The 15730-nt window shown below is 40.2% G+C and carries 11 protein-coding genes; 3 read left to right on the top strand and 8 right to left on the bottom strand.

Going from position 1 to position 15730, the window contains the following annotated elements; all coding sequences use genetic code 11:
* Nucleotides 1–209: 209 nt before the first annotated feature.
* Complete coding sequence (locus tag ACLJJ6_RS04440; RefSeq protein WP_412988180.1) at nt 210–1451, top strand: ISL3 family transposase; 1242 nt, start codon at nt 210–212, stop codon at nt 1449–1451.
* A gap of 111 nt (nt 1452–1562) precedes the next feature.
* Here the strand turns inward: ACLJJ6_RS04440 and ACLJJ6_RS04435 are convergent, their stop codons facing one another.
* The 6 genes from ACLJJ6_RS04435 to hrcA form a co-directional block, all read right to left on the bottom strand.
* On the bottom strand, nt 1563–1847 hold the full coding sequence (locus ACLJJ6_RS04435) for a hypothetical protein (RefSeq protein ID WP_412990219.1): 285 nt from the start codon (nt 1845–1847) through the stop codon (nt 1563–1565).
* Between the two features lie 182 nt (nt 1848–2029).
* On the bottom strand, nt 2030–3868 hold the full coding sequence (gene lepA, locus ACLJJ6_RS04430; protein WP_412990218.1) for a translation elongation factor 4: 1839 nt from the start codon (nt 3866–3868) through the stop codon (nt 2030–2032).
* A gap of 163 nt (nt 3869–4031) precedes the next feature.
* Nucleotides 4032–5165 carry a molecular chaperone DnaJ gene (dnaJ, locus tag ACLJJ6_RS04425; RefSeq protein ID WP_412990217.1) on the bottom strand — a complete coding sequence of 378 codons (1134 nt, stop codon included), beginning with the start codon at nt 5163–5165 and terminating at the stop codon, nt 4032–4034.
* A gap of 105 nt (nt 5166–5270) precedes the next feature.
* Nucleotides 5271–7130, bottom strand: a complete 1860-nt coding sequence (dnaK, locus tag ACLJJ6_RS04420; RefSeq protein WP_412990216.1) for a molecular chaperone DnaK — start codon at nt 7128–7130, stop codon at nt 5271–5273.
* A 24-nt stretch (nt 7131–7154) separates the two neighbouring features.
* Nucleotides 7155–7748, bottom strand: coding sequence for a nucleotide exchange factor GrpE (grpE, locus tag ACLJJ6_RS04415; RefSeq protein WP_412990215.1), 594 nt, complete (start codon nt 7746–7748; stop codon nt 7155–7157).
* Between the two features lie 14 nt (nt 7749–7762).
* Entirely contained in the window at nt 7763–8809 is a 1047-nt protein-coding gene (gene hrcA / locus ACLJJ6_RS04410) for a heat-inducible transcriptional repressor HrcA (RefSeq protein ID WP_412990214.1), read from the bottom strand.
* 848 nt (nt 8810–9657) lie between these two features.
* On the opposite strand from hrcA, the gene ACLJJ6_RS04405 reads away from it, so the two are divergent.
* The gene (locus ACLJJ6_RS04405; protein ID WP_412988180.1) at nt 9658–10899 is read left to right on the top strand and encodes an ISL3 family transposase; all 1242 of its coding nucleotides are present in this window, start codon (nt 9658–9660) and stop codon (nt 10897–10899) included.
* 115 nt (nt 10900–11014) lie between these two features.
* On the opposite strand, the gene budA is transcribed toward ACLJJ6_RS04405, so the two are convergent.
* Nucleotides 11015–11725, bottom strand: a complete 711-nt coding sequence (budA, locus tag ACLJJ6_RS04400) for an acetolactate decarboxylase (RefSeq protein ID WP_412990213.1) — start codon at nt 11723–11725, stop codon at nt 11015–11017.
* 12 nt (nt 11726–11737) lie between these two features.
* Entirely contained in the window at nt 11738–13417 is a 1680-nt protein-coding gene (gene alsS, locus ACLJJ6_RS04395) for an acetolactate synthase AlsS (protein ID WP_412990212.1), read from the bottom strand.
* Nucleotides 13418–15340: 1923 nt separating this feature from the next.
* Here alsS and ACLJJ6_RS04390 point away from each other — a divergent pair.
* Entirely contained in the window at nt 15341–15478 is a 138-nt protein-coding gene (locus ACLJJ6_RS04390; RefSeq protein ID WP_412990211.1) for a hypothetical protein, read from the top strand.
* Nucleotides 15479–15730: the final 252 nt, after the last annotated feature.

The following is a 15730-nucleotide window of genomic DNA, read 5'->3' as shown; positions in this document are numbered from 1 at the left end:
AAGTCTCACAGGACATCGTTAAAGGTTTCATTAGAGTTAACATACACTTTAATTGGCTTAAGGTCAACTTATTTCAAAAAAAAACGGGTCTACACTTTCTGGTATTGGTGAATAACTGATACCAGTTTTTATTTTGAAAAAAAAAAGGACATTTGCCCTCTTTGTGTTACGATTTAATCGCCTAATAAAATCGAAAAGAGGAAAAACAAATGTCCCTAACTAATTCTATCCTAAGCCTATTCGAAATAACAGACCCTAATTTAACTGTAACTGAGATTACTAAGGAACATTATCCCAATGGGCAACACGTTCATGTCGTTCACGCTATCCTTTCCTATCAACTTTTAAAATGTCCTCATTGTGGCCATAAATCTCTAATCAAAAATGGAACTCACATTGGCCATCTAAGATTGGGAACCTTATCAGGTGGACGTTATGAGATGCAGCTAAAACGACAAAGATATCAATGTAAACGGTGTTTAAAAACCTGTGGTGCTCAAACTAACCTCGTTAAACGTAATGAAACTTTTACGCATAATGTGAAACATCAAGTAATTGTTCTGGCTCGGGATATGCTGACCAGTAAAGAAATCGCTAAGATTTGTGGGATTTCACCAAGTAGTGTTCAACGCATTTTAAATGCGAATATTCACTTAGCTTATCGTGTTAAAACACTCCCCCAAAATCTTTGTTTTGATGAATTCCGTTCCTGTAATCATCTAATGTCCTTTAACTGTTGCGATGCCGTTAGTCATCGCCGCATTGTGATTCTTAAGGATCGCCTTAGTAAGGATATCATTGATTACTTTGAAGCTCGCTATTCAGTTCAAGAACGTATGAAAGTTCAAACAATCACCGTTGATATGAATGCTGAGTATGCTGGCTTTATTCATCGGTTATTTCCTAAGGCAATAACCATCATTGACCGTTTCCACATTATTCAACTTGCCGGTCGGGCACTGGATAACGAACGTACACGTGTGATCCATACTTTTCAAGATAAGCATTCCCGAGTTTATCGCATTCTAAAATCTCAATGGCGTTTGTTCCATTTGGCAGAAGAAAAGGTCAATGATACTAAACTTATCTATTTACACGGTATCAACGAATACATGACCCAACAGAACGCCATTGACCTAGCCTTAGATGAATTTCCAGAATTTAAAACTGTGTATCAAACCTATCAAGGAATTCTAACAGCCATTCAACAAAAAGATGCGGTTGGATTTAAAACCTTGATTGCCAACTACAAGGCGGCTGGCAACCAAATGGATATTACTATCTCAACTTTAATAAAGAATGGTCCTGCTGTTCTCAATAGTTGTCGTTATCCGTATTCCAACGGTCCTATTGAAGGACTAAATCGTAAAATTAAGGTGTTAAAGCGTAGCTGTTTTGGTTTTCAAAATATTCATAACTTTTTCATTCGTATCAGTTTAATTTATGCGTAAACAAAAAAAGCACATTCACCGAAGTGAACATGCTTTTCAAAAATCTCCACCAATACAATTTGACAGAGACCCAAAAAAACAGCCAAATTTTTCAATTTGGCTGTTCAATAACTACTTGGACTTAACTTCCGAATCCGACTTTTTTGCTTGTTGCGCCACGTGCTGCTTCAAATATTTGATTAGCTCTGACTCACGTTTAAAAATACGCGGATGTTGTTGCTTATGAAGTCGTAGATCAATTTCATTAATTTTAATTCTTCCCGTCCACGTATGAGAATATTTAATAATTAACCGATTATTTAAGTCTTCTTTTCCAAACTTAAAAACATACACGTTCTCAGGCGTCATTAAAGGTCGAATATAATGCTTTTCATATTTATATTTATTGGAGTTCATGAACTGTTTCGTTCGCTTTAAAATAACTACCACCTCCAAAAAAATTCGTCTAATTCGTTCTTGTTATCCATTATCTTAATCTATTCGCCGAGAAAAGTAAACCAATTTGCGAAGTTTATTCATCACTTGTATCTAACCGTTTTAATAAGCTATCAAAAGGAACGAGATTCCCGTTAAAGTTTCTACTTCTCATTTTGCTCGGTATCCGTCTTCAAAACGGCCATGAACGCTTCTTGCGGAATTTCGACCGTTCCAACAGCCTTCATCCGTTTCTTACCACGTTTTTGCTTATCCAAAAGTTTAGCACGTCGATCTGGGTCCCCAGTGTGAATCCGTGAAGTGACGTCTTTTCGATAAGCCTTGATGTTGGTTCTCGAAATGATTTTTGCCCCGATGGCTGCTTGAATGGGGATTTCGAAATTTTGTCGTGGAATAATTTTTTTCAAGCGACTTGTAATCTCGATCGCCCGTTGTTGCGCAAAATCCCGATGCGCAATAAAACTTAAGGCATCCACTTTTTTACTATTGAGGAGAATATCAATTTTAACAAGTTCACTTGGTCGATAGTCAGCCAATTCATAATCCAACGACGCGTAACCGTGAGTACCGGATTTCAACTTATCGAAAAAGTCAAAAATGATTTCGGATAACGGCAGATAATAAATAACGTTAACGCGGTATTTATCCAAATAATCCATCGTGTCAAAGATCCCGCGACGGTGCTGACAAAGTTCCATGACAGGTCCGACATAATCATTCGGCACCATAATCGAGGCTTTGACAAACGGCTCTTTAATGGATTTGATACTGGAAATGTCAGGCATCTCTGCCGGATTATCAACCACCTTGACCGTACCATCCGTTAACTCCGCCCGATACGTCACTGATGGTGCGGTCGTGATAAGGTCCAAATTAAATTCACGTTCCAAACGTTCCTGGATAACGTCCATGTGCAATAGCCCTAGAAAACCACAACGAAACCCGAAGCCTAGCGCCTGTGAAGATTCTGGTTCGAATTCCAACGCAGCATCATTTAATTGTAATTTTTCTAATGCTTCCCGCAAATCATTAAACTTTGCGTTATCGGTCGGGTAAAGGCCTGCATAGACCATCGGACTCATTTCACGATACCCATGCAAAGCTTCTGTGGCCGGATGCTTACTGTCAGTCACCGTATCTCCGACCCTAGTATCCTTAATATCTTTGATGCTGGCCGTCAGATACCCCACATCACCAGCCATCAAAAAATCTTTCTTGATTGGCTTGGGAGAATTAACCCCTACTTCGTTAACTTCATATTCTGTTCCGCTATTCATCAGACGAATGCGATCTCCGGGTTTAACCATACCTTCAACCAGCCGGATACTTAAAACCACACCCCGATAGTCATCATATTTTGAATCAAATATCAAGGCTTTTAAGGGCGCTTTTAAATCGCCAGTTGGAGCCGGCACTTTGGCCACAATTTGTTCTAATAATTCAGCAATCCCAATTCCTTTTTTGGCACTTGCCAATACAGCATCAGACGCATCTAAGCCAATCACATCTTCAATCTCTTCACGGACTTTTTCTGGGTCTGCTGAGGGTAAGTCAATTTTATTAATTACTGGGACAATTTCTAGATCATCATCTAAAGCCAAATAAACGTTTGCGAGGGTTTGGGCTTCCACACCTTGGGCAGCATCCACAACTAAAATTGCGCCTTCACAAGCTGCTAAGCTTCGCGAGACTTCGTAAGAAAAATCAACATGTCCTGGGGTATCAATTAAGTGAAAGATATAAGTTTCACCATTTTTGGCTTTATAGTGCAGTTCGACCGCATTCAGTTTAATTGTGATTCCCCGCTCACGTTCCAAGTCCATGGAATCCAGCAGCTGATCTTGCATATCACGTTTGGCGACTGTATCCGTCAATTCAAGGATGCGGTCCGCCAAAGTTGATTTGCCATGATCAATATGCGCCACAATTGAAAAATTACGAATATGTTGTTGGCGATCTTCTAAGTTTTTATATTCAGGCATTTCCATCCTACTTTCGTGTCACTTCATTCCTACTATTATAGCAACGATTCAGCCCAATCTCAATTATTTCATTTGGTGATAACAAAAAACACGAAGTCAACAGGCTAGCCGAATTCAAACTATTTCGTTCAATTGCACGCCTATTTATTCGTGTTTAGTTGTTTTATTTAAATTTATCGAAAAAACCGGTTTTGCCGGAGCCAGAGACTTTTTCGCCACTTGCTTTGGCAAATGAGCGCATAGCTTCCCGTTGTTCAGCATTCATGTTCTTAGGCGTCTCCACAACTACGGTCACCTGTTGATCACCGTTGCCGTTGCCTCGTAAACGCGGTGCTCCTTTGCCACGCAGACGGAAGGTCGTTCCGGTCTGCGTGCCAGCAGGTACCTTCATTTTTACATCACCATGGACCGTTTTTACCTTAATTTCATCGCCCAATGCGGCCTGGACAAAACTAATCTTTTGATCCAAATAAATTTCTGCACCTTCACGTTTGAAATTTTTACTTGGTGCCACACGGAAAATGATAAATAAATCGCCGTAGCCACCGCCATTTCGGCCCGCCTCACCTTGACCTTGAAGACGCATTTGCTGGCCATCTTCAACACCAGCTGGGACTGTAACTTTGACTTCGTGCCGTTCATTAACATGACCAGAACCTTGACACGTTGGGCACTTCTCTTTGATTTCTTTTCCTGTTCCATGACAAACATCACAAACCTGCTGAGAAACCATCCGGCCTAATGGTGTATTTTGAGTAACCTGAATATAACCTGCACCATGACATTTTGCACACGTAACCGGTGACGTACCTGGTTTAGCACCCGATCCGCCACAGGTTTTACAAAGGCCTTCACGATTATATTTGATAGTGGTTTTCTTTCCAAAAACGCCTTCTTCAAAGCTCAGATCCATTTGATACTGTAAATCTTCGCCTTGCTGGGGTTGGTTGGGTTGCGCACTGCGGGTACGACCACCGCCGAAGAATTGACTAAATATATCGTCAAAACCGCCGTTACCCCCGAAACCACCAAAATCAGCAGAGTTGAATCCACCATTTCCACCGAAACCGGCATTGGCATCGGCAGATCCATATTGATCATAACGCGCACGTTTTTGATCATCACTTAAAACTTCATAAGCTTCATTCACATCTTTAAACTTTTGTTCCGCCCCCGGAGCTTTATTTAAATCCGGATGATATTTTTTAGATAATTTACGGTACGCTTTTTTGATTTCATCGGCAGATGCATCTTTAGATACGCCTAGGATGTCATAATAATCTTTGTTCTCCGCCATTTTGAACCTCCATTTTTCTCGATAAGCCTAGAATATCATAGTCTATACGCAATAAAAAGCCAAAGTCCGTTTGACTTTGACTTTTTATTAGCAATCAAGTAGGTTTTACTTGTTCTTGTCTTTGTCAGGATCTACTTCTTCAAAGTCACCGTCAACGGTTCCTTTATCATCTTTATTGTCAGATGATGAAGAATCTTTCTGGTCACCCTTAGCTTGTTCCTGTTGTTGAGCTTGTTGATATAATTTTACGGAAAGATCTTGAACAATCTTATTCAAATCATCCTTCTTAGTCTTCATATCCTCGATATTGTTATCTTTTTGAGCTTTCTTCAAAGCTTCTTCGGCATCTTTTGCCTTCTGAATTTCTTCTTTAGAAACTTTGCCTTCAAGTTCCTTCAAAGTCTTGTCGGTGGTAAAGATAAGCTGTTCAACCTCATTCTTAAGGTCGACTTCTTCCTTACGTTTTTCATCAGCAGCTTCGTTTTCCTTAGCTTCTTTCATCATCCGATCAATTTCTTCATCTGAAAGACCCGATGAACTCTTGATCGTGATCTTTTGATTCTTGCCAGTTCCCTTATCAGTGGCCGAAACATTAACAATACCGTTCTTATCAATATCGAACTTAACTTCAATTTGAGGAACGCCACGTGGTGCCGGCGGAATATCCGTTAATTGGAATCTTCCCAAAGTCTTATCATCAGCGGCCATTGGACGTTCACCTTGTAAAACGTGAATGTCGACGGCTGGTTGATTATCAGCAGCGGTTGAGAAGACCTGAGATTTGCTTGTTGGAATTGTTGTATTCCGATCAATCAACTTAGTAAAGACACCACCCATCGTTTCAATACCTAAGGATAATGGTGTAACATCAAGCAAAACAACGTCTTTAACATCACCAGTCAAGACACCACCTTGAACGGCAGCGCCCAAAGCAACGGCTTCATCAGGGTTGATTGAGTGGTTCGGTTCTTTGCCTGTCCAGTTCTTAACGGCTTCTTGAACAGCAGGAATACGCGTTGAACCACCGTTTAAGATAACCTCATCAATATCGCTTGTTGAAAGTCCAGCATCACGCAAAGCGTTGTCAACTGGTGTCTTTGTCCGTGCGACTAAGTCAGAAGTCATTTGATCGAATTGGGCACGTGTCAAAGTTTTTTCCAAATGCAGTGGACCGTTAGCTCCTGCAGAAATGAATGGTAAACTGATTTGTGCTTCACTCACACCAGAAAGATCCTTTTTCGCTTTTTCAGCAGCATCCTTTAAACGTTGCAAAGCCATCTTGTCTTGACCCAAATCAACGCCATTTTCTTGCTTGAAATCGGCAACTAACCAATCGATAATCTTTTGGTCAAAGTCATCGCCACCAAGATGCGTATCGCCATTAGTAGAAAGTACTTGGAAAACGCCATCGCCTAATTCAAGAATCGAGACATCAAAAGTACCACCACCAAGGTCATAAACCAGGATCTTTTCATCCTTATCTTGTTTATCAAGACCATATGCCAAAGCAGAAGCAGTAGGTTCATTAATAATTCGTTTTACGTCTAAGCCAGCAATCTTCCCTGCATCCTTTGTTGCCTGACGCTGAGAATCATCAAAATAAGCTGGAACAGTAATAACTGCTTTATCAACAGTGTCACCAAGGTAATCTTCTGCGTAGTGTTTCAAGTATTCCAAGATCATTGCAGAAACTTCTTGTGGGGTGTAGGACTTACCACCAGCAGTAACCTTGTAATCTTTCTCGCCAATGTGACGTTTGATTGAAACAATGGTGTCTGGATTGGTAATTGCTTGTCGTTTAGCAACTTCACCAACTTGTGTTTCTCCATTTTTAAATGAAACGACAGAAGGGGTTGTGCGGCTACCTTCTGGGTTTGTAATAATCTTTGGTTTGTCCCCTTCAAGGACAGCAACCGCAGAGTTTGTTGTACCTAAGTCAATACCAATAATCTTATTGCTTGCCATTTTACTTATCCCTCTTTTAATTTTTTATTGTGATACGACAACCATCGCGGGCCGTAAAACCCGGTCTTTAAGCATATAACCCTTTTGGAGCACCTGGACGACCTGATCAGGCTTTTGCCCATCCTCCACTGGCTTCGTTTGGACTGCCTGGTGAATGTGCGGGTCAAATGGTTTATCGATCGAATCGATTTCAACCACATGATTATCCTGAAGAGCTTTAGTCATGTGATCGTAAACCATTTGGATTCCCTTTTTGAGCTGTTTCCCGTTCTCGTCGGTCACTTCAATGGAGAGTGCCCGCTCTAGGTTGTCAATTACAGGCAAAATATCCTTTGCCAAGTTCTGACCATCATATTTTAACAAACTTGCTTGTTCTTTTTCATTGCGTTTTTGAATATTGGCAATTTCAGCTTTAGCCCGAATGTACTGATCTGTGATGGCGTCAACTTTTCCATTGAGCTCGGTTACTTTTGCAGTAAGCTCTTCAACTTGTTTAGCGGCCTTACTTTGTTTTCTTGATTTCTTTTCAGGCTTTTTTGCCGTTGCCTCTTCCTTTGGAGCTGCCGATTCTTCAGAATCAGGCGTCACCTTTTTTTCTTCTTTTTTATCTTCCGACACGTTGCTCACACCTCTCAAATATCATCAATATCGTTGTAATAATCTATTAGTCGACGTGCTAACTCTGTCCGGAAAGCACCCACCAAACCAATCATTCGTGAATAAGGCATACTTGTAGGACCTAAAATTGCAATGACGCCCTTCCCATGCTGATCAACATCATAAGTCGCTGTAATCAAACTATAGTTTTTTAACAGATTGTTAGTAATCTCGTTACCAATCTGCACCTTAATATTTTGATCCGGCGACCCTAAAACGTTAGCAAGATCATCAGAGTGATTCATCAAACTATATAAAGAGCGAATGACATTAGAATCATGCTGTTTCGAATAATCAAGCAAGTTTAATCGACCACCCACATAGAAGCGCTCCGTAGCCGATTTCTTCAAGACATCCTCAAACACATCCAAAAAGCCTTCAGGCGTTTCGATATACTTACCAATCTGCATCGGAATGCTGGTTTTCAGCTTCTTAAATACTTCAGAAAGCGTCAAGCCCACCAATTCGTCGTTGATGACCCGAATTACAGCTTCTAAAGCTTCCGGATCAACGTTACTTGGTACCGTAAAGGTTTGATTCTGAACATCGCCATTGTCAGTGACCAAAATTGCCATTACCCGATGATTGCCCAGTGGAACTAAGCGAAAACCTTCAAGTTTTGCATTTTTTAGTTCTGGTTTTACCGTAAAAGCTGTATAACTCGTCAACTGAGACAAAATTTCCGCAGACTTAGCAACAATATCGCCAATTTCTTGAAACTGTTGATTAAAAGATGATCTAATTCGTCTTAAATCACTCGACTGCACTTTGTCCGGCTTTAACAAATGGTCAACATAATAGCGGTAGCCCTGGATGGACGGTACCCGCCCAGAAGAAGAATGCGTCTTCTTCAATAATCCTAGGCCTTCCAGAGTAGCCATTTCATTGCGAACCGTAGCGGAACTCACATGAATCGGCAATTGGCTAACTAATGCTTTGGACCCCACTGGCTGGCCATCATTCGTATACATCTGAACGATTGCTTTTAAAATCATTAATTCGCGATCTGTCAGCAAAACCATCACCTCTTTTAGCACTTAACACATTGGAGTGCTAAGACACTATTAAAGATACCAAATGTTTTTGTAAATGTCAACATTAGTCAAACATTTTCTAAAATTAATTCACTTAAATTTCAATCACCCGCTTAAAAACTTAGGAACGCAACGCTTCTAGGTATAAAATACTCACCTTGACTCATTTACTTTTTTTAATTTCACATCAACTTTATATAAACGACTTGTTGTGAAAGATTTGAAGGTTTGCTATAAAGTTATCCCTGAGCTTTATTCACTTTATTTCACGCGGCTTCTCAAGTCAATCGAATTGACCCTATTGAAAACTTGAAAGTGCTTAATTTTGTTTTCGATTCATTTTGGAATGCTTCCCCATTCAAGAAACTGAAACCTTTGAATGAACTTAATCTACAGTGTTCACATTGCGTTTAGTTATTGACGTACCTGAGAAGACGTTGATGATCTAGAAATCTCATTTCTTCGCGCAATACTAGCTATCTTATCAAATGACGAGCACTACCAACTATACTCAAGCGGGTGGTCGTGGTTCGCTCAGTTATCAATTCTCCTGATAATGAAATAGCTAGGTAATCAAGAATTGATTGTCTCCCCAAAATCTGAATCAGTAAAACTAGCACGCTATTTTGACGTACGGTCTTGAAAATAATATGACCTTTTTATAAAAAACGGCCTTAACCTTTGATTACACCTCAAAGCAAGACCGAATTTTGGGTCTACACTTTCTGGTATTGGTGAATAACTGATACCAGTTTTTATTTTGAAAAAAAAAAGGACATTTGCCCTCTTTGTGTTACGATTTAATCGCCTAATAAAATCGAAAAGAGGAAAAACAAATGTCCCTAACTAATTCTATCCTAAGCCTATTCGAAATAACAGACCCTAATTTAACTGTAACTGAGATTACTAAGGAACATTATCCCAATGGGCAACACGTTCATGTCGTTCACGCTATCCTTTCCTATCAACTTTTAAAATGTCCTCATTGTGGCCATAAATCTCTAATCAAAAATGGAACTCACATTGGCCATCTAAGATTGGGAACCTTATCAGGTGGACGTTATGAGATGCAGCTAAAACGACAAAGATATCAATGTAAACGGTGTTTAAAAACCTGTGGTGCTCAAACTAACCTCGTTAAACGTAATGAAACTTTTACGCATAATGTGAAACATCAAGTAATTGTTCTGGCTCGGGATATGCTGACCAGTAAAGAAATCGCTAAGATTTGTGGGATTTCACCAAGTAGTGTTCAACGCATTTTAAATGCGAATATTCACTTAGCTTATCGTGTTAAAACACTCCCCCAAAATCTTTGTTTTGATGAATTCCGTTCCTGTAATCATCTAATGTCCTTTAACTGTTGCGATGCCGTTAGTCATCGCCGCATTGTGATTCTTAAGGATCGCCTTAGTAAGGATATCATTGATTACTTTGAAGCTCGCTATTCAGTTCAAGAACGTATGAAAGTTCAAACAATCACCGTTGATATGAATGCTGAGTATGCTGGCTTTATTCATCGGTTATTTCCTAAGGCAATAACCATCATTGACCGTTTCCACATTATTCAACTTGCCGGTCGGGCACTGGATAACGAACGTACACGTGTGATCCATACTTTTCAAGATAAGCATTCCCGAGTTTATCGCATTCTAAAATCTCAATGGCGTTTGTTCCATTTGGCAGAAGAAAAGGTCAATGATACTAAACTTATCTATTTACACGGTATCAACGAATACATGACCCAACAGAACGCCATTGACCTAGCCTTAGATGAATTTCCAGAATTTAAAACTGTGTATCAAACCTATCAAGGAATTCTAACAGCCATTCAACAAAAAGATGCGGTTGGATTTAAAACCTTGATTGCCAACTACAAGGCGGCTGGCAACCAAATGGATATTACTATCTCAACTTTAATAAAGAATGGTCCTGCTGTTCTCAATAGTTGTCGTTATCCGTATTCCAACGGTCCTATTGAAGGACTAAATCGTAAAATTAAGGTGTTAAAGCGTAGCTGTTTTGGTTTTCAAAATATTCATAACTTTTTCATTCGTATCAGTTTAATTTATGCGTAAACAAAAAAAGCACATTCACCGAAGTGAACATGCTTTTCAAAAATCTCCACCAATACAATTTGACAGAGACCCCGAATTTTTAATGATTAAATATTCTTCTTAATTTACCACTCAACTAGCTTTCTGCATCTTTAATCTCCTGGATCAAATTACCGGATAGCTTTTTCTTTCGAAAATCGGTATTTTCACTGGGAAGATGTAATTCTAAAGATGAAAATTCTTGAAGATACAGTTTAGTTGCCGTTGATGAAAGCTCTAATATGTGGCCGCCAAAGCTGTGATCGGCAGACAAAAAATGCAAGTGAAAACCCGGAACCGCTGTTCTACCATAAAGCTCGGGCGCAAAATACCCAATCACAGTTCCGTCCACATTCTCACGAGAAAACTCCTGTTGTTGGCTGGCCGTTTGTTTTAAAGTTGGGAAAGGTTTGGTTTGTTCCTTCACAGCACGCGTTTTTACCTTTTTAAACGTGCCAGTTAGCCGCACACCGTAAAAAAGGTTTTTAGAAGGAATTTGTGCTTCCAAAAATGTCCATAGTTTATCTTGGCCAACGGCACCAATTTTAGACGCTAACGTATCTTGCAAATAGTGGCTGTTGGCAAACGGTACTAGTTCATGGCCATCAACTTGGCGAATCTGACCGGCTGCATTTGCTTGATAGCACACACCGTCGACGATGATCAACTCTCCATTGAGACCGGTCAGGGTGCCGATACCAGTATCACCATGTTTAAGCAATTCTGCGACCGTTTGTGTCCCAGTAAATAAACCGGGAACTAACATCGCTAACGTCCCATGTTGATATAAAACTTTCTTCCTATCCACTTTTTACACTCCTTACAATTGATCCGGCAGCATGACTTTGCCCAGTTCATGATTTTCGGTATAATCAACCGGAATATCTACTAGGACAGGCCCGCCATTCACCGCAAAAGCTTTGTCTAATACTTCATCTAATTGTCCCGGTTCGTTTACCCGATATCCTTTTGCGCCAAAACTTTCAGCGTATTTAACAAAATCAACAGGCCCAAAATGGACCCCCGCACTCTGACCGTTATATTTCAGTTCTTCTTGGAATTTAACCATATCGTAATTTCCATCATTCCAAATAATGTGAACAATATTCGCATGTAAACGGACCGCCGTTTCCAGTTCCATCCCTGAAAATAAGAAACCACCATCACCGGAAATTGATACCGCTTTTTTGCCAGGACGCACGAGCGTGGCAGCAATTGCCCATGGCAAGGCGACTCCTAAAGTCTGCATCCCATTACTAAACAGGAGATGGCGAGGCTCATAACTGCGAAAATGACGCGCCATCCAAATGTAGTGACTGCCAACATCCACTGTGACCGTCATTTCGTCTGTCACGCGTTTCTGTAAGGCCGCAATAATTGACAGCGGATGGGTTAATTGTTTACTTGAATCCACTGGTGGCACATCACGGGTGGTCAACTGTTTTTGTAAGTCAGCTAAGTATCGCGAGGCGCCACCTGGTACTTTATACTCTCTTAACTGCGGCGTCAGGAGATCTAATGTTTGCGCAATATCACCAATCAGTTCCGTTTTCGGCTGAAAATTATTGTCAATTTCTGCCGGGCTATTATCAATCACAATAATTTTTGCATCCGCATTAGGATTCCAGTTGCGTGGTTCATATTCTACAGGATCATACCCAATGGCAATGACCAAATCACTTTGGGCAAGGAGCTTATCGCCTGGTTGATTTCTAAATAAACCGACCCGGCCATAGAAATTCTGTACTTGTTTATGACTGACAATTCCAGCTCCCTGGAAAGTTTCGACCACTGGCAGCTCAGTCGTACGCAACAAATTACGAATCGCGGATGTGACTTCTTCTGAAGAGGCTCGCATACCTAACAGCAGGACCGGCAATTCAGCTTCTTTAATCTTTTGTGCAACTTCCATCATATCAGCCAGACTCGCAGGTCCCAATCGCGGTTCTTCAATTGGATCGATCGGGGCCGTTTTCACCACGCTGTCCGAAACGTCTTGCGGTACGGACACAAAACTGGTACCTTGTTTGCCTGAGGCAGCCGCTTGATAAGCATTGGAAATAATCTCAGACGTATTTTCGGGATCTTGAATCTCTGCTGAGTATTTGGTGATGGGCTCGAACAAGTCAGCATTCCGCATGCGTTGATGAGTTGAACGCAGGAGATCCGCACGTTTAACCTGACCGGCAATTCCTAAAACAGGGTCGCCTTCGGTATTTGCCGTTGCGAGACCAGTTGCTAAGTTAGAGGCTCCAGGTCCTGAAGTCACAATAGTAACTCCGGGTTTCCCGGTAATTCGGCCAATTCCACCGGCCATAAAGGCAGCGTTTTGTTCATGGCGGGCAACGATCAATTTAGGAGCCTTTGGATTTGTTGGATGTTCCAATTTTTCAAACACGCGATCGATCTTGGCACCAGGAATGCCAAAAACATAATCAACGTGATGGTTAGCTAGGGTGTCAACGATCATATCAGCCCCGTAGTGTTTTTTATCTGTCATTTTTTCTCCTTTTCATGTTGCTTTGATCATATTTTTTTGTTGTAATCTGGCATTGCAAAAGCTAATAAAGCGCTGCCATTTCAGTACCTAATAATCCTAAAATAAGTTATCATTAGGCAGGCTTCTCATAATATCAAACCAGTTAACCAGAAAATCGAATATTTTTTACTTTAACACTTTTATCTCTGTTTTCAAAATAAACACCCTCGCACTTGCATAACACTGAAAAAGTATAATCCACGGGCCACTTCATTAACCACCCCTAATTGATTAAAAAATTAACAATTACTTATCGAAACTTAAAAACAGCTTGCAAAGCGAACTAGTCACCTTACAAGCTGCTTATATTGATAAATATCAAACAAAAAAATGGTCTTTGGAACGAACTCCAAATATTGAGCGAAATTTTAATCCACTCTCTAGGTGACAAGAGTTTGGTATGTTACTGGACATTTGCGAACCGGCTTCCTTTTGCACCTTGTTTGATTATAATAAATCCAGCTTGATATCATGGAAGATAATTCTTCTAGCATAATTGGCTGCTTTTGATCATAAACCTCTGCTTTAGATATGGAAAAAATTTCTATGACTGCATTATCTAGACACGTTATCTTATAGGACCATACTTTAAATAATCTTATTTTTTTAAATACGATTCTAACGTGGATTCAGATATTGAAATCCCTAGTCGGAATGATTATTGTTCGCTATCTGAGCTTCTATGGGACTTGTTTAATACCTTCTATAAGAATATTTGTAGTGAACTCTACAGTTAGATTTAACGAAATATCATGACTTACAACCTCGTCTAAAAAGAGATCATGCAAACGCGCAAAGAATATACGTTTCATCGTGTAGTTAAGCAAATAATTAAACCTTGTATTCCTAGGAAGGAGTTTGTATGCGCCGAAAGCGTCTAGACATACTTTAGAAGAGAAACTTCCATATACTGGTCTGGTACAAAATGGACAGTCTGCTAAATCAGTTCGTAGACAATATGATTCACAAACCCAACAATGGCTAGAACGTTATGAAACAGATGCAGTGGATGGCTCAAGAAGCGATGGACCAATCAAAACTACCTCAAGAGTTTAAGGTTGCGATGGTTCATAAATATATTGCAAATAATTTCTCGTGTTCCAAGATAGCTAGAGTGTTTGGTATCCCCAATGATAGTGTCATAGTTCAATGGGTGTCCCGGTATAATAGCGGTAAATTACTTAAATTCACTAGGGGTCACTCTAATGAAAGATGGATGAAAGCTAAACATATCGAAATCGCACAATAGACTATCGCCAATGAATTGGACTATGTTGGAGTAATAAAGCCCTTCGCTGTTTCCAATGACTAAGTCCATACGTGGGTCAAGAATGAACGAAGGAGGCCAAATCATCACTCGCCGATTTTTGTGATAAGACCAGGGAAGATAATGGTCAAGTCACTGTGCTTGAAAGAAAAGAAGGCCCAGAGATCAAACGCCTCAAGGACCGACTTGAATATGTCTCTGCCACTATCCTAAAAGAATTCCATGAACCAGTAAGAAGGAAATGCAATTCAGACGAACAATATCAAACCATTTAACAACTAGCGCAAGAAGTAAATTCAGACTCGGATAAATCTTATGAAATCAGCGTTACATGTCGTGTTCTCAAGGTATTACGCCCCACGCACAATAAGCAGGTGAATCGTAAAGTGAAATCTGCGGTTTGTAGTGGCAGCAATTTGACAAGCTGCTACAAAACGAAAACACGTTACCGGTCGACCAATTCTTATTCGGCTATGTTAAACTTACAAATTCTGTGCCACTCTGTCTATCTAAGCTTCTACTAAATTCAGTCTATAAGCCCTATTCAGACGAGTTGAACGCATAACGCCACATAAATCCCAGCGCACATAGCCGGCATTAGCCAGGCAGGGCTATACATGACAAATTTGAATACAATCAAAATTTACGACAACACACCAGATGTAGTCCGTAACGAAATTCATGATAAGTTTACTGCACGAATTGGTGAAAATAGGAGGTCAACAGAGGCCCAAAACCAAATCAATGAAATTTGATTCTCATCATCGAATCAAAAACGGTAACTAGGAATGGTCATGCTTAACTTATCCAAAATATACTTAATGGGTTTTAGCCACGTACATTTTACGTAAAAACAAAAGGGACATGCTCCACTGCTGAACGTGTCCCTTTTGAAAAATATTGTGATAATCACTGGTATGCGCTGTCCTTTCGCCAGTAAGATGATAAACATATTTCATACCAGATCGTGCAGCTTTTCAAACCTTCTCAATACCTAATTCATTAGA

The sequence above is a fragment of the Pediococcus siamensis genome, assembly GCF_047220215.1.
GTDB classification, from domain to species: domain Bacteria; phylum Bacillota; class Bacilli; order Lactobacillales; family Lactobacillaceae; genus Pediococcus; species Pediococcus siamensis.
This window is presented reverse-complemented; position numbering and strand designations above follow the sequence as displayed.